We start from the raw sequence: 26,157 nt of genomic DNA, 5'->3' as shown, positions 1-26,157 counted from the left end.
TCAACCGCGGGCGGTTAAGCCTGGATCCACCGATGAAGTGTTGGTCGGGTGACGGATCCGGGTGTGGGCGTTGATGGGCTTATGGGTGTGGGTGATCGTCCGACCTCGGTGTCGGATTGTTCCACTGGGTCTTTCGGGTCGGGCCGGGGGTGGCCGGGCGGATTAGGTGGCCTGCGGTTTTCGTCTCCAGGTGTCGGTGAAGAGTTGGTTCCATTCGGTTTCCCAGGGCCAGTTCCGAGGCAGATGCAGGGTGAGGCGGCGTGCCGAGGACGCGATCCGGGCCGGGACGGTGATCAGGGTGCGGCGGATGGTGGCGGTCGTCGCCCGTGCCAGGCGGGTCCCGGTGATGGTGGCGGCGGCGCGGGTGAGATTGAACGCCATCACCGCGAGCACCAGCCAGGCACTGTTGGCGGCGAACCGTCCCGACGGCAGGTGCGCGAGCGCGGAATTCTTCAGATCGGCGTGGACCTGCTCGATGATCGCGTGCCCGCGGTGGACCTTGTCCGCGGCCACCGTATCCAGCACGGCGGGGTCGGTGGTAGTGAAAAACGCGTGGAACCGCCAGGTATCGAATAACGTGCCCTGCCCGTCCCCGGCCCGGGGATTGAGGTCGGGGATCCGGCGCACCACCAATCGGCCCGGTGTCCGCTCGGACGCGAGCCGGGTGAACGCGGTGAAGTCGATCTCGGCGACCTCGGCCCGGGAAATCCACCGGCCGCTCGGTTCGTCGTAGACGGCGTCGGTGTACTCGATCGGTGTCCACGTGCGCTCGTCGATGGCGGCGATCGCCGCTTTCACCTTCGCCGTCATCCGCACGGTGACCGACACATCCGCCCCGGCCCGGATCGCCGCGGACACCATCTTGTGCCCGTAGAACGCCGAATCTGCCCGCACCAGCACCCCACCCGGTGTGCGCGGGTGCAGGCGGCGGACGGTAGCGACGGCATCGGTGACCATCCGCGCTGCCCCGCGCGGGGACCCGCAGCCGCCGCGGCGCAGACGCTGCCCGACAATCACCGGAGCCCGTCCCTCGGTGGTCGCGGTGGCGATCAGCGCATTCAACCCCCGGACCCCGGTATATCCGTAGCCCGAACCCTGCTTACCGTGCCCGTGCACCGGCACGATGGTGTCGTCGAGGTCGACCAGCACAGACCCACCGACTTCGGGCCCATCTACCAGCGGTGTCCGTTCGGCCAAGCCATGCAGGAATCGGGTGGCGACCGCATCGAGTTGGCGGACGTGCCCGAAGGTGAACGACCGCAGAAATGAGCCCAGCGTCGACGGGGCGTACGGGCGGTCGAACACCGTCGGCATGGCACCGTGCCGCAACACTGCCATGTCGTCGATGCTGTCGGCGCCGGCGACCATACCGGCCACCAGTGCGGACACCTTCCGGCCCGGATGCGAGCCCTTGTCGGTCGGCACCGACACATGCTCGTCCGCCAGGTCAGCGAGCCCGCTTTCTTGGGCCAACCCCAGCACCGGAATCAGACCGGCCGAGGCGAGGAGGTTGCGGTCATCGAACGCCGCGGCCGTCACTGGCCGGGTATGGGATAGTTGCACCCTAGAGATGCCCTTCGTGTCGATCGAACTGGTTCTGTGAGAAGTCCAATTCTTTCAGCACGCAAGGGCATCTCGCCGTTCCGACTCACCTACCCCGACACTGCATCGGTGGATCTAGGTTAAGAAGTACTCACGGGCGCTGGGCGCATGAGGAGCCCGAGGAACGCCGCCGCGGCGAGGACGATGACGAGCCCGCCGTAGATGCGGGTGGTGTCGACGAGCCCGACCTTTCCGACGAGGTATCCGGCGATCAGTGCGGGAACGCTGTTGGCGAGATAGGCGATCACGTAGATGCTCGACAGCAATCCCGCGCGCTCGTGCGGTTCGGCCAGGGGCATGACGGTGCGGATGGTGCCCTGGAAGCCGGCGCCGAACCCGATGCCGGCCACCGCGGTTCCGGCGAGAATCCACAGCGCCGACGAGGTTTCGGCGCCGACCAGCGTGATGGCGACCCCGGCGACGAGGGCGGACGCTCCGACGTACAGGATGCGCCGTGCCGCCACGTTGCGCAGCAGGAACACCGCGAATGCGCCGGTCCCGGTGAGCGTCGCGACCATGATGGCGCCGATCAGCGACGTGTGGACGTCGAGCGCGTTGCGGGCGAGCGAAGGTCCGAGGGACAGGTAGAAGCCGCCCAGCGCCCACACCGCCACCAGGCAGGGTCCGGTGAGGACGAGCATTCCCAGTGCCGTGGACGGGACCGCGAGCGTCGGCCGCATCGACGCCAGAGCCCCCTTCTGCCGGACCGCCGTCTCGGGTGCGGCCCAGATGCCGAGGATCTCGACGACGAACAGCGCGCAGAACACCAGGAACACCGTGCTGGTGGGCCGGGGAAGGTGCTCGCTGATCAGGCTCGATCCGATGGCGCCGAGTGCGAGGCCGACCGTGGGCGCGATGCTGTTCACGGTGGCGCCGCGTCCGGGCGCGCGTTCGAGGTCGAGGAGGGTGGAACCGAGCGCGCTGATCGCGGCGCCGGTCGCGAAACCCTGCACGACTCGGGCGATCAGCAGGAGTCCGATGCCCTCGGCCGTCGCGAACATGATCATCGAGGCCGCCTCGAACACGAGTGCCGTGATCAGCACGGGCCGGCGGCCGACGTAGTCCGAGAGCGAGCCGACGGTGAGCAGCGCCAGCAGCAGGCTCACCGCGTAGATGCCGAAGACCAGCGTCGACTGCAGCGACGAGAAACCCCAGTTCGACTGGTACACCTCGTACAGCGGTGTCGGTGCGGCAGACGCGCCGAGCAGGGTGGCGATCACGACCGCGACGAGCGTGAAGGCGGCTCCTCGGCGCAGTGCGGGTCGAGACGTCGATGGTGCTTCGGGCGCGGCAAGCGTCGTCATGGCGTACTCCCCGGAGAACATTAATGCAAAGGGTTTGCGTTAATGGACGCTACGCCGCCACCATTCTTAATGCAACGTCTTTGCGTTAGCATGGGGGCATGAGTCCGGCTCCAGGCCCGCGCCCCGGTGGTCGCAGCGCCCGCATCCAGCAGGCGGTGCATGCGTCCACGCGCAAACTTCTCGACGAGCGCGACCGAGCGGACATCACCGTCCCCATGATCGCCGCCGACGCCGGGGTCACCCCGTCGACCATCTACCGGCGCTGGGGGGACATCACCGAATTGTTCGCGGACGTCGCGCTCGAGCGTCTGCATCCCGACGCGCCCCCGCGTGAAACCGGCAGTGTGCGAGGCGACCTAGTTGCCTGGGCGCAGGACTACCTCGAGGAGATGTCCTCGCCGGTGGGGCGGGCGGCACTGCGCGACGTCGTGATGAGTGCCGACACCGTCAGGTCGGAGGACGGCACCAATCAGTTCAGGTGCGCGACGTTCTGCCGCACCCAGATCGAAACGATCCTCGGACGGGGCGAACCCGTGCAGGGCGTGGTCGAGCACGTGATCGACCACGTCGTGGCGCCGATCATCTACCGCATCCTGTTCGACCTCGACCCTCTCGAAGCGGACCGCGTCGGGGAACTGGTGGATCACGCACTCGACGCGGCCGTCCGGGTCTGAGAGGTCAGCCGCCCAGCTGCTTCTTCAGCGCGTCGAGAACGGCGACGTCCTCGATGGTGGAGGGCACCGTGTACTCCTCGTGGTCGGCGATCTGCCGCATCGTCTTGCGCAGGATCTTGCCCGAGCGGGTCTTGGGCAGTGCCTGCACGACCGTCACGTCACGGAACGTGGCGACGGCGCCGATCTGCTCGCGCACCATCGCGACCAGTTCGTTGCGGAGTGTTTCCGGGTCGATCTCGACCCCGGCCTTGAGTACGACGTAGCCACTGGGCCGCTGGCCCTTGAGTTCGTCGCGGATCCCGACCACCGCGCATTCGGCCACCGCGGGGTGTCCCGCGACCACCGCTTCCATGCTGCCCGTCGAAAGCCGATGTCCGGCAACGTTGATGACGTCGTCGCTACGCCCGAGGACGTACACGTACCCGTCGTCGTCGATGTAACCGGAGTCGCCGGTCAGGTAGTAGCCCTCGAACGTGGCGAGGTACGACCGCACGTACCGCTCCGGGTCACGCCACAACCCGGCCAGGGTGCCCGGAGGCAGCGGCAGCCCGATCACGATGTTGCCCTCAGCCCCCGCCGGAACCGCGTTCCCCTCAGCGTCGACCACCTCGACCCGGTACCCGGGCACCGGAACAGTGGGGGAGCCCGCCTTCAGCGGCATGGGTTCGAGCCCGCGAAGGTTGGCGCAGATCGCCCAGCCGGTCTCGGTCTGCCACCAGTGGTCGACGACGGGACGGTCCAGGACACGGGTGGCCCACGCGTACGTGTCGGGGTCGAGGCGCTCGCCCGCCGCGAACAGCGTCTTCAGGGAGGAGATGTCGTACTTCTCGATCTCCTTCGCGTCCGGATCGGCCTTGCGCACGGCGCGGATCGCGGTCGGTGCGGTGAACAGTGCCGACACACCGTGTTCGGAGATCACCCGCCAGAACGCGCCCGCATCCGGGGTTCCGACCGGCTTGCCCTCGTAGAGCACGGACGTGGCACCGGCCAGCAGCGGCCCGTAGACGATGTACGAGTGCCCGACCACCCAGCCCACGTCGGACGCGGTCCACCACACGTCGCCCGGGCCGATGTCGTAGATGTTGCGCATCGACCACGTCAGCGCGACGGCGTGCCCACCGTTGTCGCGGATCACGCCCTTCGGCTTCCCGGTGGTGCCGGACGTGTAGAGGATGTACAGCGGGTCCGTCGCGGCCACCGGAACCGGCTCCGCGGGTGCCGCATCCGCCATCAGCGCATCCCAGTCGAACCACGCCGCGTTGCCGTCCCGGTAGTCGGCGGCCGAACCCGGGATCTGCTCCCGGTCCTTGACGATCACCGTGTGCGGAGGGGTTCCGGACAGCTCGAGCGCCTTCGCCACCATCGGCAGGTAGTCGACAGTGCGCCCCGGCTCGAGGCCGCCCGATGCCGTCAACAGGACCACCGGTCCGGCGTCGTCGATGCGGGTCGCGAGTTCCTTCGCGGCGAAGCCGCCGAACACCACCGAGTGCACGGCACCGATGCGGGCGCAGGCCAGCATCGCGATCGCCGCTTCGGGGATCATCGGCATGTAGACGATCACCCGGTCACCGGCCACCACACCCTGGTCCTTCAGGACGCCGGCGAACCGGGACACCTCGTCGAGAAGTTCTGCGTACGTGTAGGTGCGGGACGCATCGGGGGCCATCGCCGAGTCGTAGATCAACGCCGCCCGATCCCCGTTGCCGTCCCGCACGTGCCGATCGAGAGTGTTGAAGCAGGTGTTCAGCGACGCGTCCGGGAACCACCGGTACATCGGGGCGGCGGAATCGTCGAGCGCCCGCGTCGGCGGCGTCTCCCATTCCACGGCCTCGGCGGCGGCGAGCCAGAAGACCTCGGGACGTTCGGCGCTCTCGCGGTAGACCTCCGCGTAGCTGTGACCGGCGTGCTCAGTCGCGGAGCTCATCGATGTCCGTCCTCTCGTCGTCCTTGTGACCTGAAACACCCTATGTGACGTCGGTGTCCGGCGACACCGTCCGGACGGCCGGGACGCAGGCCTGCGCTGGGCGGCGGGTTTTCGTCGCCCAGTGGAGTTGCGGTGAACCGGTCAGAGACCGAGGGAACCGGCGATCATGGGCCAGGAGTTGTGCAGGTCGTCCTGCCAATAGCCCCACGAGTGGGTGCCGGCGGGCCGGAAGTCGTACGTGGCCGGGATCCCCAGAGCGTTCAGCCGGTCGGCGAGTGCATGGGTGCACTGATTGGTGCCCGCCTCGATGATGCCGCCGATTATCACTTGGTTGGCCAGGGTCCCCACATCTCCGTTGATATCCGGGCCGTTGAGGTTCTCGTGGACGCCGGGCAGTCCGGTGGCATTGCTGATGTACAAGTCGATTCCGCGCAGCTTCTCGGCGTTGACCACCGGGTCGTTGGCCACCCAGGCAGGGTCGTCGGGCGGTCCCCACATGTTCTCGACATCTCCGCCTCGGAAGCTGACGACGAAGGTGACGTAGTCCCGCCCCGGTTTGGTGCTCGTCTGGGCGCACCCGCTGAACGCGCCGACCGCGCGGTACAGCGAGGGGGCGGCCTCGGCCAAGCTCAGGACGGACGTGCCCGACATCGACAGTCCCGCGATGGCGTTTTCACCGTTCGTTCCGAGCGCGGCGTCGACGATCGGGGGAAGTTCTTCGGTGAGGAAGGTGGTCCACTCGTTCACGCCGAGGACGGGATCGGGCTTCTGCCAGTCGGTGTAGTAGCTGTACGCGCCGCCGACGGGAGTGACGACATTGACGTTCTTGTCGGCGAAGAAGTCGACCACGTCGGTCCTCGCCTGCCAGGTTGCCGAGTCCTCGCCGCCACCGGCGCCGTTGAGCAGGTACAGCGTCGGCCGGGGCACGCTCGTATCGGCGGGGCGGATCACCTCGAGGAGAATCACTTTCTCCATCGCCGCGGAGTAGACGTACATGTTCAGCTGACGGTCGTCGATCTCCTCGATGTGGTCGAGGACGGATCCGTCTGCCGATGCCGGCTTGTCGGCGGGAAGGGTCCGCCACTCGTCCGCCGACGCCGTGGCCACCTGACCGAACATGGCAGACGACGCAACGACGGCGACCGCCAGGACTGCCCGACAGTGTCCGATCGCGCTCATAGCCGCTCCTCGTGCTTGACTGCGGTGCCCGACAACCGTCTGGTGAATACTCCGAATATTCCCCCTTCACGGTAACCGGCAAACATTCCCCGGGGCGGCTGAACGGACACCGGACTTCGCCGCGACGCCCGCCCTATCGTGGAAGCATGACGCTGCTCGCCGAAGATCTGCTGTTGCTGCTGCTGGACGACACTTCGGGGAAGCCCGTCGTCGACGGGACCCGGATGCCGCGTGTCCTCGCCGGCGCCGTTCTTCTGGAACTGGCCCTGGGTCACGTCGTCACCCCGGCCGAACTCGGCGACGACGTGAAGAAGGGGCGGCTCGTCGTCCGGGGCGGAGTGCGACCGCAGGATCCGCTGCTCGCGCGTGCCGTCGACCTCATCGGTACGTCCAAGCCGATGAAACCGGAAGCAGCCATCGAGAAGCTCGCCAAGAACCTGCGCGACGAACTCGCGAAACGCATCGTCGACGCGGGATGGGTCCGCGAGGAGAGGGGCAAGGTGCTGGGAATCTTCCCCACCACGCGGTGGCCGGAAGTCGACGGCAGCCACGAACGCGCGCTGCGGTCCGAACTGAGCGCCGCGCTCCTCGACGGGGTCACCCCCACTCCGCGCACCGCCGCGCTCGTCTCGCTCCTGTCCGCGGTCGACGCGGCCCCGAAGCTGTTCCCGGACGCCGATCGTCGGGCCGTGAAGAAACGGGCGAGGGAGATCGCCGAAGGCGACTGGGCAGGCAAGGCCGTGCGCAAATCCGTCGAGGCCGTCAACGCCGCGATCGTCGTCGCCGCCACCGTGCCCGCCATCGTCGCGGGGAGTGGCTAGGCGGCGTGCGGTTCTGCGAGGCGTAGCGAGGGTTGTGGGGTCTTGTGGAGCGCAACAACTTTCGCTACTGTAGAACACATGTTCGATACGGGGGTATTCGATCGGGGGATTCGGGAGACGGTCTGCTGTCTCGTCGATGGGGAATCCGATGTGGGTCTGGTCGAGTTGATGACCGACCTCCATCGAAGCGAGTCGGTGGTGGCCGAACGGAAGTTGGCGGTGATCGCCGAGCTCTTCGTGCGCCGCACTGCCGAGGTCGAGTCGGACGGGGCGTGGACGTCGACCGCGCACGAAGTTGTCGAGGCCGAGATCGGTGCCGCGCTCACCATGGGGCGAGCGGCGGCGGGTCGGCTGATCGGCCTGGGCATGTCGCTACGCACCCGGTTGCACGCCACACGCGAGGCCATGGCACGCGGTGATCTCGACATGTACCGGGTGCGCCTGATCGAGGACGCGACGGCAAACGTCAGCGACGACCGGATCGGCGAGGTCGAACATCAACTCCTCGAACAGGTTCTGGCCCCGCCGCGCTCCGGCAAAACCGGGTTGACCGGCCACAGGCTGACGAACGCCGCCAACCGCATCATCGCAAGACTCGACCCGGCAGGGGTGCGGGCCAAGCGGGAGAAGGCACAGGTAGACCGGTTCGTCGGAGTCGGCGCGGCAGAGGACGGCATGTGCCGAATCCTCGGTTCCATCCCTGCGGGGCAGGGTCGCGCATTCGACGCGCGATTGCGCGAACTGGCAAACACCGTGTGCCCGAAGGATCTTCGAACGTACGAACAGAGACGGGCCGACGGATTGTCCGCGCTCATCGACGGGGCCGGGTTCGTGCACTGTGAATGTGGGCGGGTCGATTGCGGCCAGCGCTCCCGCATCGCGACGACCGCGCGCAAGCCTCTCGTGCACCTCATCATGCTCGACGCCACACTCGCGGGCGGCGACGAACCGGCCTACCTCGACGGCTACGGAATCGTCGACGCGGCGCACGCACGCGAGATCGCCGCCGGCGCGGATGTCGAACCGGTGCGGGCACCGAGTTCTGTCGTCCCGACCACGTACCGTCCCGGCACCGTGCTCGACACCTGGATGCGGGTGCTGGCCGGCGGGTGCGAGTGGTTGCACTGCGATGTGGCGGCCTGGAACACGGACCTCGATCATCATCGGCCGTTCGACCATGCCGATCCCGCGGCCGGAGGTCCGACAGTGGCCGGGAACATGACCGCCTACTGTCGAAATCACCACCGGCTCAAACATTCCGGTCACTGGAGGGTGACCGCTGACGGTGGAATCGAGTTGACATCGCCCACCGGTCACCGATACCGACCGCGGTCGTCGGGGCTCCTGGGTGCCGGACGAGACGTTGCTGCTGGAAGCGACCATGTCGCCAACCCCGCGGTCCGTCGCCGCACCCGTGCGCAGAACACCGCTGCGCGGATCCGGGCGGAGCGCCGCCGACGGCAGGCGCACCTGGATGCGGTGCGGCGCCGGTCGCCCGGTGCACGCGCACCCGAGGCCTACCCGACCGACGAACCCGCGCCGTTCTGACCGGCGGTGTTTCCGGGCCCACCGCCTGCGCGCCGAAAAGGGTTACCGTGGAATATAGGTGGTTAGCAAGAGTAAAGAACTGTCAATGCGATTGCTACGGTTCGGACTCGGTTCGCCGCCTCGAAACTGACCATGCGCCGAGGGAAGAGCGCCAGCGACAGCCGGAGGAACACATGTGCGGAATCGCCGGATGGATCTCGTTCGCACGCGATCTACGCGTCGAGCAGCCCACCGTGGATGCCATGGCCGAGACGATGAACTGCCGGGGGCCGGACGATCGCGGTACGTGGGTCGTCGAACACGCCGCGCTCGGGCATCGAAGGCTCGCGATCATCGATCTGCCGGGTGGGCATCAGCCGATGAGCGTGGACACCCCCGGCGGGACCGTTGCGATGGTCTACTCCGGCGAGGTGTACAACTTCGGTGAACTGCGCGAGGAGCTGTACGGGCGCGGTCACCGGTTCGCCACGGACTCCGACACCGAGGTGGTGCTCCACGGATACCTGGAGTGGGGAGAGGCTGTCGCGGAGCGGCTCAACGGCATGTACGCGTTCGCCATCTGGGATTCGCGGACCGACGCACTCGTGATGATCCGCGACCGGATGGGCATCAAGCCGTTCTACTACTACGAGACCCGAGACGGCGTCCTGTTCGGTTCGGAACCTAAAGCGATCCTTGCCAATCCGATCGCCGAGTCGACCGTCACGATGGACGGGATCCGGGAGTTGTTCGCGTTCGTCAAGACACCGGGCCACGCCGTGTGGGAGGGCATGCGTGAGGTGGAGCCGGGCACGGTGGTCACCGTCTCGCGCACCGGACTGCGGACGCACCGGTACTGGACCCTGCAGACCCGTCCGCACACCGACGATCGGGACACCTCCGTCGCCCATGTCCGCGAACTCCTCGACGACATCGTGCGCAGGCAACTGGTCGCCGACGTGCCGCGCTGCACCCTGCTGTCCGGTGGTCTCGACTCGTCCGCGATGACCGGTATCGCCGCCGAGCAGCTTGCCGAGGTGGGCGAGACGGTGCGCACGTTCGCCGTCGACTTCGTCGGTCAGACCGAACATTTCGTTGCGGACGAACTGCGGGGCACCCCGGATACTCCGTACGTGCACGACGTGGCCCGGCGATCCGGGACCGCGCACCAGGACATCGTCCTCGACTCCGACGCACTGGCCGACCCCGCGGTGCGCGCGAAGGTCATCCGGGCCCGGGACATTCCCATGGGCCTCGGCGACATGGATGCGTCGCTGTATCTGCTGTTCAAGGCGATCCGCCGGCACTCCACGGTGGCGCTGTCCGGTGAGTCGGCCGACGAGGTGTTCGGCGGGTACAAGCAGTTCTTCGACCCGAAGGCGCAGCAGGCGAACACCTTCCCGTGGCTCGTGCAGTTCGCCGAGCACTTCGGCGACGAGAGCAACATCTTCACCCCGGAGGTGACGGCGGCACTGAACATGGACGACTATGTGCAGGACTCGTACGACGCAGCGGTGTCCGGGATCGATCGGCTGGACGGCGAATCCGACTTCGAATGGCGGATGCGGAAGATCTGCTACCTGCATCTGACGCGTTTCGTCCGCGTCCTGCTCGACCGCAAGGACCGCGCGAGCATGGCCGTCGGACTCGAGGTCCGGGTGCCGTTCTGCGATCACCGGCTGGTCGAGTACGTCTACAACACGCCGTGGTCGCTGAAGACGTTCGACGGCAAGGAGAAATCGTTGCTGCGGGCGGCGACCAGGGATGTGCTGCCGCAGTCGGTGATCGACCGGGTCAAGTCGCCGTACCCGTCCACCCAGGACCCGAAGTACGCGGTGGCGTTGCAGCAGCACGGCAAGGACCTGCTCGGTGACCCCTCGCACCCGGTGTTCGGCCTGGTCAGTGCGGACTGGTTGTCGCGGGCGGTGTCCGTCGACACCCCGCAGATCAGTCAGGTGTCGCGTCGCGGACTCGAGCGCACGCTCGACCTCGCGCTGTGGATGGACATGTACAACCCGACGATCAAGTTGTCCTAGTCCAGACCGAGGTTCCGGTAGCGGGCGAGCCGGGCCGCGAAGCGCTCGCCCTCGGGAACCCCGGTCAGGGCACGGAGTTCCCGGGAGATGGCCTCGCCGACCCGCTTGGAGAAATCGACGGCCTCGTCGGCGGCGTCCGGATGCTCGGGGATGATGGCGTCGATGACGCCGTCGCGCAGCAGGTCGAGCGAACGGATGCCCTGCGCGGCCGCCATCTCGGGGGCGTGCGAGGTGTCGCGGTGGACGATCGCGCTGGCGCCTTCGGGAGGTAGCGGGGCGAGCCACCCGTTCTGCGCGGCGAGCACGCGGTCGGCGGGGAGGAAGGCGAGCGCCCCGCCGCCGGTGCCCTGACCGAGCAGTACGGACACGGTCGGCGTCTTCAACGTCACGAGGTCGGAGATGCAGCGTGCGATCTCGGGGGCCAGGCCGCGTTCCTCCGCCTCCTGAGACAGTGCTGCACCGAGGGTGTCGATCACCAGGACCAGGGGGATCTGCAACTCCTCGGCCAACCGCATGCCGCGGCGTGCCTCGCGGAGGGCGGCGGGACCCATCGTGTTCAGCGCGGACTGTCCGGCGCGGTCCTGGCCCAGCAACACGCACGGTGCGCCGCGGAAACGGGCCAGCGACAGCAGCACCGTCCCCTCGGTTTCACCCTGGCCGGTGCCGCTGAGGGGCACCTGCTCGGTTGCTGCGTGCCGCAGCAGGTGGCGGATTCCGGGCCGGTCGGCGCGCCGCGACAACATCACCGACTGCCACGCGGGCACGTCGGGGATGTCGACGGCCGGCGGCGCCGGTTCGGTTACGGCGGTCGACGTCGGCGGATCGATCAGCACCCGCAACGCCCGATGGACGAGCCGGCGCAGGCGCGTGGCAGGGACGACGCCGTCGATGACGCCGTTGCGGTACAGGTTCTCGGACGTCTGCACGCCCTCGGGGAACTTCTCGCCGTACAGCGCCTCGTAGACGCGGGGCCCGAGGAACCCGACGAGTGCACCGGGTTCGGCCACCGTGATGTGCCCGAGGGAACCCCAGGACGCGAACACGCCGCCGGTGGTCGGGTTCCGCAGATACACCAGATAGGGGAGATGGGCGGCCTTGTGGGTGGCGACGGCCGCCGCGATCTTCACCATCTGCACGAAGGCGACGGTGCCCTCCTGCATGCGTGTGCCCCCCGACGTGGGCGAGGCGAGCAGGGGGAGACCCTCACGGGTGGCGCGTTCGATGGCGGAGACGATCCGCTCGGCCGCGGCAACACCGATCGAGCCGGCCAGGAACGCGAACTCGCACGCGATCACCGCGACCGGGCGCCCGCGGACGGTGCCGACGCCGGTGATCACCGATTCGTCGACACCCGACTTCTCGGCGGCCTTCTGCAGGTCGGCGCGGTACTTCTCGTTCGGCCGCGCATCGACGGGCGCGGTGTCCCAGGAGACGAAGCTGCCTGCGTCCAGTACCAGCTCGAGCGCGTCGTGGGCGGAGATCTTGGCGGCCATGGCCCTGAGAGTAGCGGTCGGTCCGGGGCGGCGAATGTCTGCTACGGCGGGTGACGGTCGCCCACACGGTCGCCCGCGCGGCCGGAACACGGCAAACAGCGCCCGGGTGGAACCCGGCAATTGACACCGAGACCGCCGTCGCGGTGTCTAAAGTCAGATGGGTTGACGCAGGCCGGGTACGAGAACGACGACACATTTCCCGAGTGGAGCAGTCATATGGACCTCAACACCATCACCGATGTCGTTCGGCGCCCACCCGACCGGCCGGGTGCGCGGTGGCGGGAAGGTGACGCCTGGCTGGCAGGCGGAACGTGGCTGTTCTCCGATCAGCAGCCCGACCTGCGCCGTCTCGTCGATCTCACGGCGCTCGGCTGGGACACCCTGGTGCCGAGCGACGCCGGTCTCGAGATCGGAGCGACGTGCACCATCCGTGAGTTGTATGCGTTTGCGCCGCCGGACGACTGGCGCGCCGGGTCCCTGTTCGGGACGAGCTGCGAGGCGTTCCTGGCATCGTTCAAGATCTGGAATTCGGCGACGGTGGGCGGCAACATCTGCATGTCACTGCCCGCCGGCCCGATGATCACGATGACGGTCGCGCTCGAGGCGACGTACACGCTGTGGGCCGCCGACGGATCCGAGCGGACCGTCGACGCCGCCGACTTCGTGACGGGCAACCACGAGAACGTGCTCGCGCCGGGTGAGATCCTGCGGCGCATCGACATCCCGGTCAGCGCCCTGCGCAAGCAACACGCGCACCGCCGCTTCACGCTGACTCGCCTGGGCCGTTCCACTCTGTTCATGATCGGCACCAGGTCGCCCGGCGCCGACGACCTGCTGCTCACGATCACGGCGGGCACGACGCGCCCGATCCGATTCGCGTTCGACGCCGTGCCCGACGCCGAGGCGCTGCAGCAGCGCATCGACGCGCTGCCCGACGACGTGTGGTTCGACGACCCCAACGGCACCCCCGACCACCGTCGCCACCTGGCGAAGCACTTCGCCGAGGAGATCCGGACCGAGCTCGCGGCAGGAGACCGGCGATGACGTACACCGTGAACGGCAGGACGTTCGACGCGGAACCGAATCCCGGGCAGTGCCTGCGCACGTTCGTGCGCTCGCTCGGTCATCACGGCGTCAAGAAGGGTTGTGACGCAGGTGATTGCGGAGCCTGCACGGTGTGGCTCGACGGCGATCCCGTGCACAGTTGCATCACGCCCGCGTTCCGCGCCGAGGGGCGGGAGGTGACCACGATCGAGGGCCTCGGTTCGCCGGACGACCTGCATCCGCTGCAGCGGCAGTTCCGTGACGCCCCCGGATTCCAGTGCGGCTTCTGCACCGCCGGGATGATCATGACGTCCGCGACGTTCACGGACGCGCAGAAGGAAGACCTGCCGCGCGCACTCAAGGGCAATCTCTGCCGCTGCACCGGCTATCGGGCCATCGAGGACGCCGTCAACGGCGTGGCCGCGGTGGAGGTCGCCGAGCCGGGTCGCGCGGTCGGCACCAGCGTGGGGGCACCCGCGGCCACCGACGTGGTCACCGGGCGTGCCGAGTTCACGATGGACACCGAGATCGACGGCATGCTGCACGTCAAGGTGCTGCATTCCCCGCACGCCCACGCCCGCATCGTCTCGATCGACAAGACGGCGGCGCTCGCCGTCCCCGGCGTGCACCGCGTGTATACGTGGGAGGACGTGCCCCGGAAGCTGTTCACGACCGCGATCCACACCGATCACCTCGTCGACCCCGACGACACGTACATCCTCGACGACACGGTCCGCTTCGCCGGCCAGCGGGTGGTTGCGGTGCTGGCCGACTCGGTCGGCGCCGCGGAGGAGGGTTGTCGCAGGGTAGTCGTCGAATATGATGTGCTGCCTGCGGTGTTCGACCCGGAGGAGGCGATGGCCGACGGTGCACCGCAGTTGCACGGTTCGGACGATCCGTTCGTGCGGGATCCCGTGCACAACATCCTGCTCGAGCTCCACGGTGAGGTGGGCGACGTCGAGGCGGGGTTCGCCGAGGCCGACGTGATCCACGAGGGCTCGTACTTCACACCGCGCGTGCAGCACGCGCATCTCGAGACGCACGGGTCGATCGCCTGGATGGAGGACGGCCGGCTACACGTGCGCACGAGTTCGCAGTCGCCGTCGATCGCGAAGGTCAAGCTGGCTCACTTGTTCGACCTGCGCCCCGACCAGTTGCGCGTGTTCTGTATGCGCGTCGGGGGCGGTTTCGGCGGCAAACAGGAGGTGATCTCGGAGGATCTGGTCGCCCTCGCCACCCTCGACACGGGCCGGCCCGTCTGCTTCGAGTTCACCCGGGAGGAAGAGTTCACGACGGCGTCGCCGCGGCACCCGATGAAGCTGACGATCAAGCTCGGCGCCCGGGCTGACGGCACACTGACGGCGTTCCAGGTGCGCAACGTGTCGAACACGGGCGCGTACGGCAACCACGGCGGCGAGACGTTGTTCGCCGCCGGTGCCGCAATCTCGGCCTACCGGTGTCTCAACAAGAAGTTCGATGGGTACTCCGTCTACACGAACAGCGTGCCCAGCGGAGCGCTGCGCGGGTACGGCATGACCCAGCCCGCCTTCGCGGTGGAGTCCGCCATGCACGAGCTGGCGGTCGCGCTCGACATCGACCCGCTCGAGTTGCGGCGCCGCAACATCGTCCGCCCCGGTGACTCACTCGTCGCGATCGACGACGGTCCCGACGACGTCGTGTTCGCGGAGGACGGGCTCGGGCAGTGCATCGATCTCGTCGACGCCGCACTGAGGCGGACCGGGAACGGGCAGGTGCTGGGCGACGACTGGCTCGTCGGCGAGGGCACCGCGAGCTCGCTGCACGAGACGGCGCCGCCGACCGAACACATCTCGGAGGCGTGGGCGACGCTCGGCGACGACGGCGTGTACGAACTCGCCGTCGGCACCGTCGAATTCGGTGAGGGAACGTCGACCGCGCACGTGCAGATCGCGGCCACCCATCTCGGTACCACCCCGTCGCGGGTGCGTCTCGTGCAGTCCGACACCGACCGGACGGGCTTCGACACAGGGGCGTTCGCCAGCGCCGGCCTCTTCGTCGCGGGCAACGCCGTGTCGCGGGCGTCGGAGGCCCTGCGCGACCGAATCCTGGCGTTCGCCGCCGCGCACACCGGGGTCGACGTCGCGTCCTGCTCGATGGACGACGACGGGGTGCTCTGCGACGGCACGCGCGTGCCGCTGACCGAACTCCTCGACGCCGCCCGCCGGCGCGGCATCCGGTTCACCGAGGCGCGCAAGGCGTACGGTTCGCCGCGCAGCGTCGTCTCCAACACCCACGGTTTCCGCATCGCCGTCCACCGGGTGACGGGCGAGATCCGCATCCTCTACAGCGTCCACGCCACGGACGCCGGGGTGATCATCAACCCGGTGCAGGTCCGCGGCCAGATCGAGGGCGGCGTCGCCCAGGGCATCGGATTCGCGCTGACCGAGAACTTTCACGTCGACGACAACGGTGTGATGATCAACCCCAACCTGCGCAACTACCGCATCCCCACCTACGCCGACATTCCCCGTACCGAAGTGCTGCTGGTCGATTCGACGGATTCCGTCGGACCGATGCGTGCGAAGGGAATGGCGGAGTGCTGCATCAACCCGGTGGCACCTGCGCTGGCCAACGCGCTGGAGAACGCGACGGGTGTGCGTTTCCGCGCACTGCCGCTCACCCCCGAGCGGATCTACAGCCGAATCGGCGAGAACCGATCGGTTCCGACGACCTGAGCCGTGAGGAGAGGGCGATGGACACCGAGAAGCCCACCGAGAAGTCCACCGGCAACGCCGCGACGGTCATCATCGGCCAGAAGGTACGTGCCGGATCCGAGGAGGCCTTCGAAGCCTGGCAGCAGGACATGAACACCGCCGCATCCCACTACCCGGGGTTTCTGGGCGCCGAGATCTCGGCGCCCACCGCCGTGCAACCCGACTGGGTCGTGGTCTACCGCTTCGATTCCGTGGCCCACGTGCAGGCCTGGATCAACAGCGCCACCCGGCAGCACCGGCTGGACGAGGGGCAGCAGTACTTCGACGGCCCCGCCACCCAGCAGGTCATCAGCGGGGGCACGCGCGAGTCGGATCCGCTCGTGACGGTCGTCGTGACGCACCGTGTCGGTCCGGAGCACGTCGACGACTTCCTCGCGTGGCAGGATCGACTGCGATTGGAAGAGAGCAAGTTCGACGGCTTCCGCGGAAGCGAACTCTTCCGGCCCATCGAGGGAGTTCAGGACGAGTGGACCGCGCTGTACCGCTACGACAACGCCGCCGACCTCGACAGGTGGCTCACCTCGGCGAAGCGTCAGGAACTTCTCGCGGAGGGGGAGAAGTTCCACGACTTCGAATTGCGCACCATCGACAACTCCTTCGGGAGCTGGTTCGCGTTCGACGAGAACGGCAACGAGGCGCCGCCGCCGTCCGAAACCAAGACGTCGATCGCGGTGTGGGTCGGTCTCTATCCCACCGTCGTGATTCTCACCCTCGCGCTGTCGCCGCTGAAGATGCCGTTGTGGCTCGGACTGCTCGTCGGAAACCTGCTGTCCAGCTTCATCATGAGCTTCGTGACGATGCCGTACTACGTGAACCGAGTGCTGGGGCGCTGGCTGCGGCCGCCCCCCGATGTTCCGGAAGCGACAACGAACCGTCGAGGGATCGCGATCGTCGCCGGGGTTATGGTGTTCTGGGTCATCGTCTTCTACCTGCTGACCCGCCAGTTCTGGTCCCTGCCCTGAGAAGAAAGAAATGGGTGCCTCATGTCAGCCTCGGAGATCCGCGTGAGCCGAACGATCGATGCGCCCGTCGGCGCCGTGTGGGCGGTCATCACCGATCTGGACAACGCCGAATCGGTTCTGAGCGGTGTGGAGAAGCTCGAGAGGCTGGACTCGACGAAATACGAAGTCGGCACGCGCTGGCGTGAGACCCGGGTGCTGTTCGGCAAGTCGTCGACCGAGGAAATGTGGGTCACGGAGATCGACCCGGAGAAGCGCACCGTGGTGAAGGCGTCGTCCCACGGCGCGGACTATACGACGGTGTTCACCCTGGAGCCCGCCGGTGACGGCACCACCCTGACTTTCCACTTCTCAGCGGAAGCAACTGGGCTCGGCGCATTGTCGAAGTTCATGATGAAAGTGTTCGGCTCCTTCGCGCTGAAGGCCACCACCAAGGCGATCCGGCGCGATCTCGACGACATCGCCGGCGCCGCCGAGAAGCAGGCCGGCTGACCCGCTCCATCTACCGCCCACCGAGAGGCACGGACCCTTGCCCCGCGGGGAGCGCGGGGAGGGCGCCCAACGGCAGCGGCACCAGCGTGGTGGATTGGGGTTCGGCGCGGCCCAGTCCGAACTTGCGCACCTCCGTGCCGCCCGGCCCGGAGCCGCTGACGAGCAGGTCGGCGCCGCTGGTGGTGCTGGTGGTGGCCACCTGCACACCCGTCCCCGGCGCGCCGCCGGCGAACGGTGCGAACGACGCGATCTGAGTGAACACGACGTCGCCGGAGTGGTGGTTCGGGCTCTCGAGATACATGGCCGGTTCACCGTCGAGGCGTGACCCACTCGACCACACACGAACAGTGCCGTCGCCGCCCAGCATGCCGGTGACGATGCTTTTCGCTCCGCCTTCGGCACCGGCCACCCACCCCGTCGAGAGTGACACACCGCCGAGGTAGCTCTCGTCGAAAGCGAGGAACTCCGACGTCATCCGCGGTCCGTCGGTGTGGCCGGCGTGCTCGTCCGCGGTGCCGTCGGCAGTCGCGGCGGCGGTCGGCTCGAACAGGTCGTAGCGGAACGTCTTCACGCGAGGCGCTTCTCCCGGACCCGGGGCGGTGACGATGCTTGCCCGGCCCGATGCGGCGTCGACCAGGCCCGTCGCGACGGTCACCCCGGACTGCGACCCGGGATAGGGGGTGAAGCTCGAGAAGACCTCGGGTGCCGCGCCCGTCTCCGTGGGCAGGGTGGACGAGAACACCTTCACCTGCGATTCGGTGCCGGGACCCGTGCCGGCGATGATGTTGTCGGCCAGCGCGTTTCCGTCGATGTCCGCACCCGCGACGGTGACGCCTCCGCGGAAGCCGTCGTCGAACGGGGCGAACCGGGTCAGCTCGGCGGTGAACGGGCCGGAGCCGACATCGTTGCCGTCGTACGCGACGACCTCCGGCGCCACGCCCGCACCGGTCCCGGCGACGAGGTCGAGGATCATGTCGCCGTTGACGTCGGCCATCGCCACCGTCGGGGTGCCCTCGAACGACGGGAACGGTGTGACCGCAGCGATCACCTTGTCGCCGTTGCCGTCGTGGACCTGCACGGTGGCGGGGGTGCCCGCCGAACCCGGCACCGCCACCGCGTACGTCGACACCTCGGGGATGACGTTGACGGTGGCCATCAGTCCGTTGTCCTCGTGGTTGAGGCGATGGCAGTGGATCACGAAAGTGCCCGTGTATTCCGTGAACTTCGTGCGCAGCGTCACCGATGCGGGCACGAGCGGGTTCTCGTTCGCGTCGGTGACGGGCGCCGGCACGTTCACGTTGTCCTCACCCCACGGTTGCACCCCGGTCCGGGTGCCCGCGATCGGGTCGACGATCTCCATCACCTGGAAGTCGTTGACGTGGATGTGCATCGGATGCTCGTCGTTGTTGAGGTTCGTGATCAACCATTCCTCGACCGAATTGAGGCGCGGCTGGATCAGCGGGATGTTCGGGAACGTGTTGTCGGCGAACTCGTACGTGAAGGCCTTCGGGTCGCTGTTGCTGGCCTTCTCGTTGCCGAACCCGCCCGAGACCGTGAGGGTGCGCTTCACGTCGGGGGTCATCACCGACGTGTCCACGAAAGACGTGTACGCGTCGAGGTTCTGGCCGGGCTCGAACGGCGTGGTCTTCCCTTCGCCGCTGTCGGGTGTGACGTGCAGGAGGGTCTGGGTGGGGAAGGTGAAGAAGCCGTCGGCGTAGCTGATGACCGACGGGTCGACGGTCACCGTGCCCAGCTCGGCCGGTGGGTTGTCGGTGCCGTCGTTGGTGTAGAGCACGCCGGGGTTGGTGACGGGTTTCGCCTCTTCGAGCGGTGGCATGTCGAGCAGCAGATCGCCGGTGTCCGGCATCGTCACGGCGATCGCGTACCGCGACCCCGGCGGGATGACGAGCCGGGTGCCGTCACCGCCGACGGGCAGCTGCACCTGGGTGAGGGGGTTTCCGTCCTGGCCGACGACGGAGAACTTCGGGTGGTTGCCCGTCGCGGTCTCGGTGAGTCCGAGTGGCATGTAGGCGAAATCGCTGATGTTCGCCAGCGACCAGATCTCCGTTTGGCCCGGCTTCAGTTTCAGCTCCGGCTGGAACTGCCCGTTGACCGTGTACTGCACGTCGCGTTCGTTGTCCGGCAGCGACGGGTCGGCGGGAATATTCGTCGAATCATTGCTGAAACTCTGGAGATTGCCCGGCACGAACTGGTTCTGCCCGCGATGGTTCGCCGGCGACAGCGGCCCGGAATACCAGTTGGTGACGTACTGGGCGCCCTCCGTGGTCTCCGAGAAGTTCACGGGCGCCAGGCTCGGCTCGTACGTTCCGTCGGCGAGCTGCGTCCCCTCCGGCGGCGTCAGCGTACTCACGAACTGTGGCCAGTTCGGGTCGTTCAGCTGGTGGCCGTTGCCTTTACGGTCGAAGACGAAGTTGTACTGCAGCGCCATGTCGCGGATGGGTACGTCGTTCTGCGTCACGAGGGGAAGGTTGCCGTCGGGCCTGCCGATCTCCAGCAGTCCCGCGAGCCCCGCATACGTCTGCTGCGCGGTCAACGTGTGACGGTGGCTGTGGTACCAGTACAGGCCGTTCGGCATGTCCTTCGGCACCGCGTAGTCGTAGACGTTGCCCATCCCGGCGGGAATGTCGAGCAGCACGTTGTCGGCGTTGCCGTCCGGGCTCACATGCAAACCGTGGGTGTGCAGGTTCAGCGGCGCCGATTCGAGGGCCGGGGGATAGATCGGGACCTCCCCGCCCGCCGGCGTGAACGCGGGGTCGTAGAAGTCCTCGACCGTCAGGTTCCGGAGATCGTTGTCGTAGTGGATGATCAGGCGCTCACCCGGATCGACGCGCAACGTCGGTGCCGGGTAGACGTCGTCGCCCGTGGGCGAGCCGTCCGAACTCGTGCCCTGCAGAACCTCGTAACCGAAGACCAGGAAGCCCGACACCGGTTCCGAGACGGTGTCGAGGTCGACCGTGCCCTGATGGGCCGACAGTCGAACCTCGAGCACCCCGTTCTCGCTCGACAGCGTGACCGGCTCCTCGTAGGCGACCGGGGTGCCGTCGGGGCCGGCGTTGCCACCGCCCGCAGTGGTCGGCTCGTCGGACGTGCATGCCGTCAGCATCAACGTCATGGACGCGACCACTGCGACGGCGAGGGCGGCGATCGGCTTCCCGCGACGGACGACCATGGGTGTTCCCCGTTCCACGACGGCAGCTGAGCAGCATCGATCGACGATTCGAAGACTACACAGGGAACTTGGCCGTGCGCTGGGAATTCGCTACCTGCCGAGCGCCTCCTTCCACGACACGACCTTGCCGATCCGCAGGATCGAGCGCTGGTAGATCTTCGCGGCCAGCACGCTGAGTGCGGCGGTCACCGCGAGCATCAGAGCGACCGTGACGACCACCTGGACCGGGGACGCCACGCCGGCGGCGATGCGCAGCGGCATCAGGATCGCCGAGAACGGCGGAATCCAGCTGAGGACGTTGCTGAGGGTGCCGTCCGGGTTGCTCACCGAGGAGAAGGCGCTGAAGAACATGATGACGATCAGCACCATCAGCGGTGACGCGGTGGCGTTGACGTCCTCCTGCCGCGACACCATCGACCCGGCCGCGGCGTAGAGGACCGCGAAGAACGCGAATCCGAGCACGAACCAGCCGAGCGTTCCGGCCAGCACCCCGATCGCCGTCCCCGTCACGGTGAGCACGCCCGTCGCGAGTCCGGCGGCGACACCCACCACACCGTAGGCGGTCAACTGGACGAGACCGACCGCGCCGATGCCGATCACCTTGCCCCAGAGCAGCTGCAGCGGACGAAGGGTCGACAGGAGCAGTTCCACGACGCGGCTCGACTTCTCCTCGACCACACCCATCGCCACGTACATGCCGAACATCATGATCTGCATGTACAGCAGGACGACCACGGCGATGGAGAGGGCCACGCGCTGACCCTTCTCGGGGTCGGGCGGATCGAGTGCGTCGACGGTGACGACCGCCCGGCCGGTCGCCTCGGCAAGTTGCGCGGGGTCCACGCCCTGTGCGGCGAGCGCGCCGGCATGCGCCTGCTGCACCACGGCCGCGTCGATCACAGTGCGAAGCCCGGAGCCGATCTCGGATTCGGTGACGGCCGTGACGGATCCGCCGGTGCCGGGAATCAGGGCGACGTCGAGGTCACCGTTCCCCACCTCGTCGCGCGCGGCCTGCTCGTCCGTGGCCGGGACGACGTCGACCGGCGTCCCGACCGCGTCACCGGTGGCGACGAGAGCCGGCGCGAGCGACTGGTCGCCGACGAGTCCGATGGTGGCGTGTTCGTCGTCGCCGCCCGAGAACAGCGAGTACGCGACGATGCCGCCCACGATGGCCAGCAGGATGATCACGTTGCTGATGACGAAGCTCTTCTTCGCCACCTGTGTCAGGAATTCGCGGCGGGCCACGAGGCCGATCGCGCGGGCGGGGCTCAGTGGGGCACTCATGCCGTGACCACCTCTCGGAACAGATCGGTCAGGGTGGGCCGGTGCAGCGAGAATTCGTGCACCGGCCCGGTCTTCAGGGCGGTGTGCAGGATCAGCTGGTCGTCCACGTCGGTGTCGAGCGACAGCAGGGTCCGGCCGTCGAGGTGACTGATCGTGGTGACGCCTTCGAGATGGTGTGCCCAGCCGACCGGCGCTTCCGGCGCGTGGACTTCGAGTTGGGCTTTGCCGCCGCCGCGCAGTTCGTCGACGGTGCCGATTGCACGCATCCGGCCGTGGCTGATGATGCCGACGCGGTGGCACAGGCGCTGGACGAGTTCGAGCTGATGGCTCGAGAAGATCACCGGCACTCCGGTGTTCGCCTTCTCCACCAGCACGTCGCTCATGACGTCGACCGCGACGGGGTCGAGCCCGGAGAAGGGTTCGTCGAGAACCAGCACCGCCGGATCGTGGACGAGCGCAGCGGCCAGCTGGACGCGTTGCTGATTGCCCAGCGAGAGTGCGTCGACGGTGTCGCCGACACGGTCCGCGATGCCGAGTCGTTCGGTCCAGCGGGCGACCGCCTCCCGTGCCGCCGAGCGGGAAATGCCGTGCAGTTCGGCGAGGTATTCGAGTTGCTTGCCCACCTTCATCTTCGGGTACAGCCCGCGTTCCTCCGGCATGTACCCGATGGTGCGCCGCACATCCAGGTCCACCGGCTTGCCGCCGAGACGGACCTCGCCGGAATCGGCGGACAGGACGCCCAGGGCGATGCGCATGGTGGTGGTCTTGCCGGCGCCGTTGCTGCCGACGAAACCGAAGATCTCACCGGGGTGGACCTCGAAGGACAGGTCGTCGAGTGCGACGACCTCGCCGTACCGTTTGGAGATGCCGTCGATCGTGAGGGTGTGAGACATGGGTCCTTCCCGTTCTGGAGTGCGGGTGTTCCTACGAAGCGAGGTCGTCGGGGTCGGGATCGGGTTGCGTCCAGCCGAGGATCATGGCGGGCGTGCAACCCCCGACCATCAGCGCGGTGACGACGAGCAGTCCGGCGGCGTACGGCACGTTGCCGTGATCGCCGTCCAGCGCGCCGACGAAGATCAGGTACAGCGCGGGAACGAGCGTCAGTAGCTGGGTGACCGTGAGTCCGATCGACCGGGCACTATTGCGCTGCTGGATCTCCCACTCGTCGAGAGCGTCGCGCGGAGCGTCCCCCTGCCGCCCGGACACGATCTGGAGCATCGTCCACAGGGGGAAGAACAACAGGCACGCGGGCAGCCACAGCAGCGGCCCGACGACCATGTCGAAATGACAGACGATGCCGACGGCGGTCATGAACACGAACGTGACCGCGAGGGCGACCACCAGGATTCGTCTGCGGCTGCGCGTCCGCCACGCCGGTAGCCACGTCCGGTAACGGCGTTCGTTCTGGAGGAATCTGCGCGTCCGGAACCCCTGGTACCGCTCGATCAGATTGGTCTCAGACATGGGAACTCTCCCCGCTTCCTGTCGTGGACGGCGGTCGGTCGGTGCGATACAGCTCGGTGGACAGGGGTCCGAACTCGGTGCGGGAGAAAATGGCTTCCACCGGCAGTTCGAACACCCACGAGATACGGAACGCCAGGTCGAGGCTGGGGTAGTGGTCGCCCCGCTCGAGCGCGCCGACGGTCTGGGGATTGACGTCGATGAGTCCCGCCAGCTGAGCCCGGCTCATCCCGCGTTCGGCGCGAAGAACGCCGATGCGGTTGTAGATGGGGAGGGCGTCCCCACGCCGTACTGGACTCATGCAACAAAGTGTTGTGAAAACCCAACAGTTTGTCAATGGTGCACAACGGCGACGGGCGCCAAAATGACAGGTTGACCCTGGGGAATTGCGTGGCAGAGTGGAGGCGATTCGCGCGGGACGGCAGGAAAGGACAGGATTACTGACGTGACCTACACCATCGCTGAGCCCTGTGTCGATGTTCTGGACAAGGCATGCATCGAAGAATGTCCAGTCGACTGCATTTACGAAGGCGGCCGGATGCTCTACATCCACCCCGACGAATGCGTCGATTGCGGCGCCTGTGAGCCGGTCTGCCCCGTCGAGGCGATCTTCTACGAGGACGACGTCCCGGACCAGTGGGTGGAGTACACCAAGGCGAACGCCGACTTCTTCGACGACCTCGGTTCCCCCGGCGGCGCGGCGAAGCTGGGCAAGGTCGACTACGACCCGCCGTTCGTCAAGGCATTGCCGCCGATGGCCGAAGGCGACTGACTACTCCTCGGACAGCCGGCCGCCGTCCATCCGCCACCGGCGGGTGCTGCGTGTCGAATCCAGCATCCGCCGGTCGTGGGTGACCAGCAGCAGCGTGCCGTCGAAATTCTCCATGGCCTGCTCGAGCTGTTCGATCGCGGGGAGGTCGAGGTGGTTGGTGGGTTCGTCGAGCACCAGCAGGTTGACGCCCCGCGCCTGCAGCAGGGCGAGGGCGGCGCGGGTGCGTTCGCCGGGTGACAGCGACGCCGCCGGCCGCAGCACGTGGTGTCCCTTGAGCCCGAACTTCGCGAGCAGTGTCCGCACGTCGGCGTCCGGCCAGTCCGGGATCTGCGCCGCGAACGCATCGGCCACCTTCTCGCCGCCCTCGAACAGGCCGCGGGCCTGATCGATCTCGCCGATCGCCACACCCGACCCGAGTGACGCGGTGCCCGCGTCCAGCGCGATCGTGCCGAGCAGCACCTTCAGCAGGGTCGTCTTGCCGGAACCGTTGGCGCCGGTGATGAGGATCCGGTCGCCCCAGTCCACCTGAGTGGTGACCGGACCGAACGTGAACTCGCGGTCCCCGCCCCACGCGACGGTGGCGCCGTTCGCCGTCGCCACGACCGATCCGCTGCGGGGGGCGGTGGCGATCTCCATCCGCAGTTCCCACTCCTTCCGCGGTTCCTCGACCACCTCGAGCCGCTCGATCCGGCGTTGCGTCTGCCGGGCCTTCGCCGCCTGCTTCTCGGTGGACTCGGTGCGCAGACCCTTGCCGATCTTGTCGTTGTCCTTCGCCTTGCGACGCGCGTTCCGGACACCGTGCTCCATCCAGTTCCGCTGCATCTGTGCGCGGTCCTCGAGGTCCGAACGGGTCCCGGCGTACTCCTCGTACGCCTCCCGGGCATGCCTGCGCGCGATCTCCCGTTCGGCGAGATACGAGTCGTAGCTGCCGTCGTAGACCGCGATCTGCTGCTGCACGAGGTCGAGTTCCACGATGCCGGTCACGGTGCGCGCCAAGAATTCTCGATCGTGACTCACCACTACCACGGCCGCCCGGCTCTCGGCGACGAAACGCTCGAGCTGCTCGAGCCCCACGAGGTCGAGGTCGTTGGTCGGCTCGTCGAGCAGCAGCACGTCGTACCGGGACAGCAGCAGCGACGCCAATCCGGCGCGCGCCGCCTGCCCACCGGACAGCGACGTCATGTGCGCGTCGAGCGGCACTCCCAGCCCGAGTTCGCTCACGACCTTCTCCGCGCGCTCGGCGAGGTCGGCGCCGCCCAGTGCCAGCCACCGCTCGAGGGCGGGGGAGTAGAGATCCTCCTCCGACTCGCCGAGCGTTTCGGCGGCCGCGTTCATGGTGTGCTCGGCCTCGGTGACGCCGGTCCTGCGGCCGAGGAAGTCGAGCACCGTCTCGCCGGCGATCCGGTCGGGTTCCTGGGCGAGGTAGCCGACGGCAGCGTCGGGCGGGCTCAGCACGATACTGCCCTCGACGTCCGCCGAGCCGATCCCCGCGAGGGCGGTCAGCAGCGTCGACTTGCCGGCACCGTTCGCCCCCACGAGTCCGGTCACGTCGCCCGGGGCGACGGTCAGGTCGAGGCCGGCGAAGAGGGTGCGCTCACCGCGCGAAGCCGACAATCCGCTGATGCGCAGTGTTGCAGTCACC

At 67.8% G+C, this 26,157-nt stretch carries 20 protein-coding genes; 9 read left to right on the top strand and 11 right to left on the bottom strand.

Annotation, left to right across the window (positions count from 1 at the left end):
* Positions 1-162 precede the first annotated feature (162 nt).
* Positions 163-1,563: an IS1380 family transposase gene (locus AZG88_RS14360; RefSeq protein ID WP_005244816.1), complete on the bottom strand. Its 1,401-nt coding sequence runs from the start codon at positions 1,561-1,563 to the stop codon at positions 163-165.
* Positions 1,564-1,682: 119 nt separating this feature from the next.
* A complete protein-coding gene (locus AZG88_RS14355; RefSeq protein WP_061698075.1) occupies positions 1,683-2,906 on the bottom strand; it encodes an MFS transporter in 1,224 nt (407 codons plus the stop codon).
* Positions 2,907-3,004: 98 nt separating this feature from the next.
* Here AZG88_RS14355 and AZG88_RS14350 point away from each other — a divergent pair, with 98 nt between their 5' ends.
* Positions 3,005-3,580: a TetR/AcrR family transcriptional regulator gene (locus AZG88_RS14350; RefSeq protein WP_005244080.1), complete on the top strand. Its 576-nt coding sequence runs from the start codon at positions 3,005-3,007 to the stop codon at positions 3,578-3,580.
* 4 nt (positions 3,581-3,584) lie between these two features.
* Here the strand turns inward: AZG88_RS14350 and AZG88_RS14345 are convergent, their stop codons facing one another.
* Together AZG88_RS14345 and AZG88_RS14340 are read right to left on the bottom strand one after the other, a co-directional pair.
* Positions 3,585-5,504 (bottom strand): propionyl-CoA synthetase, encoded by a 1,920-nt coding sequence (locus tag AZG88_RS14345; protein WP_061698074.1) that lies wholly within the window; start codon positions 5,502-5,504, stop codon positions 3,585-3,587.
* Positions 5,505-5,645: 141 nt separating this feature from the next.
* Positions 5,646-6,683 carry an alpha/beta hydrolase gene (locus AZG88_RS14340; RefSeq protein ID WP_005244077.1) on the bottom strand — a complete coding sequence of 346 codons (1,038 nt, stop codon included), beginning with the start codon at positions 6,681-6,683 and terminating at the stop codon, positions 5,646-5,648.
* Positions 6,684-6,829: 146 nt separating this feature from the next.
* Here AZG88_RS14340 and AZG88_RS14335 point away from each other — a divergent pair, with 146 nt between their 5' ends.
* The 3 genes from AZG88_RS14335 to asnB all read left to right on the top strand — a co-directional run bounded on the left by AZG88_RS14335 (position 6,830) and on the right by asnB (position 11,067).
* Entirely contained in the window at positions 6,830-7,504 is a 675-nt protein-coding gene (locus tag AZG88_RS14335; protein WP_061698073.1) for a GOLPH3/VPS74 family protein, read from the top strand.
* A 78-nt stretch (positions 7,505-7,582) separates the two neighbouring features.
* Positions 7,583-9,052 (top strand): HNH endonuclease signature motif containing protein, encoded by a 1,470-nt coding sequence (locus AZG88_RS14330; protein WP_082833309.1) that lies wholly within the window; start codon positions 7,583-7,585, stop codon positions 9,050-9,052.
* 173 nt (positions 9,053-9,225) lie between these two features.
* On the top strand, positions 9,226-11,067 hold the full coding sequence (gene asnB / locus AZG88_RS14325) for an asparagine synthase (glutamine-hydrolyzing) (protein ID WP_061698072.1): 1,842 nt from the start codon (positions 9,226-9,228) through the stop codon (positions 11,065-11,067).
* On the opposite strand, the gene AZG88_RS14320 is transcribed toward asnB, so the two are convergent.
* On the bottom strand, positions 11,064-12,560 hold the full coding sequence (locus AZG88_RS14320; RefSeq protein WP_061698071.1) for an acetyl-coenzyme A carboxylase carboxyl transferase subunits beta/alpha: 1,497 nt from the start codon (positions 12,558-12,560) through the stop codon (positions 11,064-11,066). The two genes, asnB and AZG88_RS14320, sit on opposite strands and share 4 nt — an antisense overlap.
* 216 nt (positions 12,561-12,776) lie before the next feature.
* Between AZG88_RS14320 and AZG88_RS14315 the strand changes: the two genes are divergently transcribed.
* The 4 genes from AZG88_RS14315 to AZG88_RS14300 are packed head-to-tail and all read left to right on the top strand — an operon-like array spanning position 12,777 to position 17,808.
* Positions 12,777-13,604, top strand: coding sequence for an FAD binding domain-containing protein (locus tag AZG88_RS14315; protein WP_061698070.1), 828 nt, complete (start codon positions 12,777-12,779; stop codon positions 13,602-13,604).
* Entirely contained in the window at positions 13,601-16,318 is a 2,718-nt protein-coding gene (locus tag AZG88_RS14310) for a molybdopterin-dependent oxidoreductase (protein ID WP_061698069.1), read from the top strand. The genes AZG88_RS14315 and AZG88_RS14310 overlap by 4 nt, the downstream gene beginning before the upstream one ends.
* A gap of 17 nt (positions 16,319-16,335) precedes the next feature.
* On the top strand, positions 16,336-17,319 hold the full coding sequence (locus AZG88_RS14305; RefSeq protein WP_061041561.1) for an antibiotic biosynthesis monooxygenase: 984 nt from the start codon (positions 16,336-16,338) through the stop codon (positions 17,317-17,319).
* A 21-nt stretch (positions 17,320-17,340) separates the two neighbouring features.
* Entirely contained in the window at positions 17,341-17,808 is a 468-nt protein-coding gene (locus AZG88_RS14300) for an SRPBCC family protein (RefSeq protein ID WP_005244060.1), read from the top strand.
* A gap of 10 nt (positions 17,809-17,818) precedes the next feature.
* Here AZG88_RS14300 and AZG88_RS14295 read toward each other — a convergent pair whose 3' ends face one another.
* The 5 genes from AZG88_RS14295 to AZG88_RS14275 all read right to left on the bottom strand — a co-directional run bounded on the left by AZG88_RS14295 (position 17,819) and on the right by AZG88_RS14275 (position 24,044).
* Positions 17,819-20,998: a multicopper oxidase family protein gene (locus AZG88_RS14295; RefSeq protein WP_061698068.1), complete on the bottom strand. Its 3,180-nt coding sequence runs from the start codon at positions 20,996-20,998 to the stop codon at positions 17,819-17,821.
* 90 nt (positions 20,999-21,088) lie between these two features.
* Positions 21,089-22,282 carry an ABC transporter permease gene (locus AZG88_RS14290; protein ID WP_061698067.1) on the bottom strand — a complete coding sequence of 398 codons (1,194 nt, stop codon included), beginning with the start codon at positions 22,280-22,282 and terminating at the stop codon, positions 21,089-21,091.
* Positions 22,279-23,175: an ABC transporter ATP-binding protein gene (locus tag AZG88_RS14285; RefSeq protein WP_005244054.1), complete on the bottom strand. Its 897-nt coding sequence runs from the start codon at positions 23,173-23,175 to the stop codon at positions 22,279-22,281. The genes AZG88_RS14290 and AZG88_RS14285 overlap by 4 nt, the downstream gene beginning before the upstream one ends.
* 31 nt (positions 23,176-23,206) lie before the next feature.
* Positions 23,207-23,746: a hypothetical protein gene (locus AZG88_RS14280; RefSeq protein ID WP_005244052.1), complete on the bottom strand. Its 540-nt coding sequence runs from the start codon at positions 23,744-23,746 to the stop codon at positions 23,207-23,209.
* The gene (locus AZG88_RS14275) at positions 23,739-24,044 is read right to left on the bottom strand and encodes a helix-turn-helix transcriptional regulator (protein WP_061041565.1); all 306 of its coding nucleotides are present in this window, start codon (positions 24,042-24,044) and stop codon (positions 23,739-23,741) included. The genes AZG88_RS14280 and AZG88_RS14275 overlap by 8 nt, the downstream gene beginning before the upstream one ends.
* 144 nt (positions 24,045-24,188) lie before the next feature.
* Between AZG88_RS14275 and fdxA the strand changes: the two genes are divergently transcribed.
* A complete protein-coding gene (gene fdxA, locus AZG88_RS14270) occupies positions 24,189-24,515 on the top strand; it encodes a ferredoxin (RefSeq protein ID WP_005244047.1) in 327 nt (108 codons plus the stop codon).
* Here fdxA and AZG88_RS14265 read toward each other — a convergent pair whose 3' ends face one another.
* On the bottom strand, positions 24,516-26,156 hold the full coding sequence (locus AZG88_RS14265; protein ID WP_061698066.1) for an ABC-F family ATP-binding cassette domain-containing protein: 1,641 nt from the start codon (positions 26,154-26,156) through the stop codon (positions 24,516-24,518).
* Between the last annotated feature and the right edge of the window lies 1 nt (position 26,157).

It is taken from the genome of Rhodococcus sp. LB1 (genome assembly GCF_001583455.1).
Lineage (GTDB): Bacteria > Actinomycetota > Actinomycetes > Mycobacteriales > Mycobacteriaceae > Rhodococcus_F > Rhodococcus_F opacus.
Note: the sequence above shows the minus strand (reverse complement) of the source record. Positions and strands in the feature narration are given on the sequence as shown.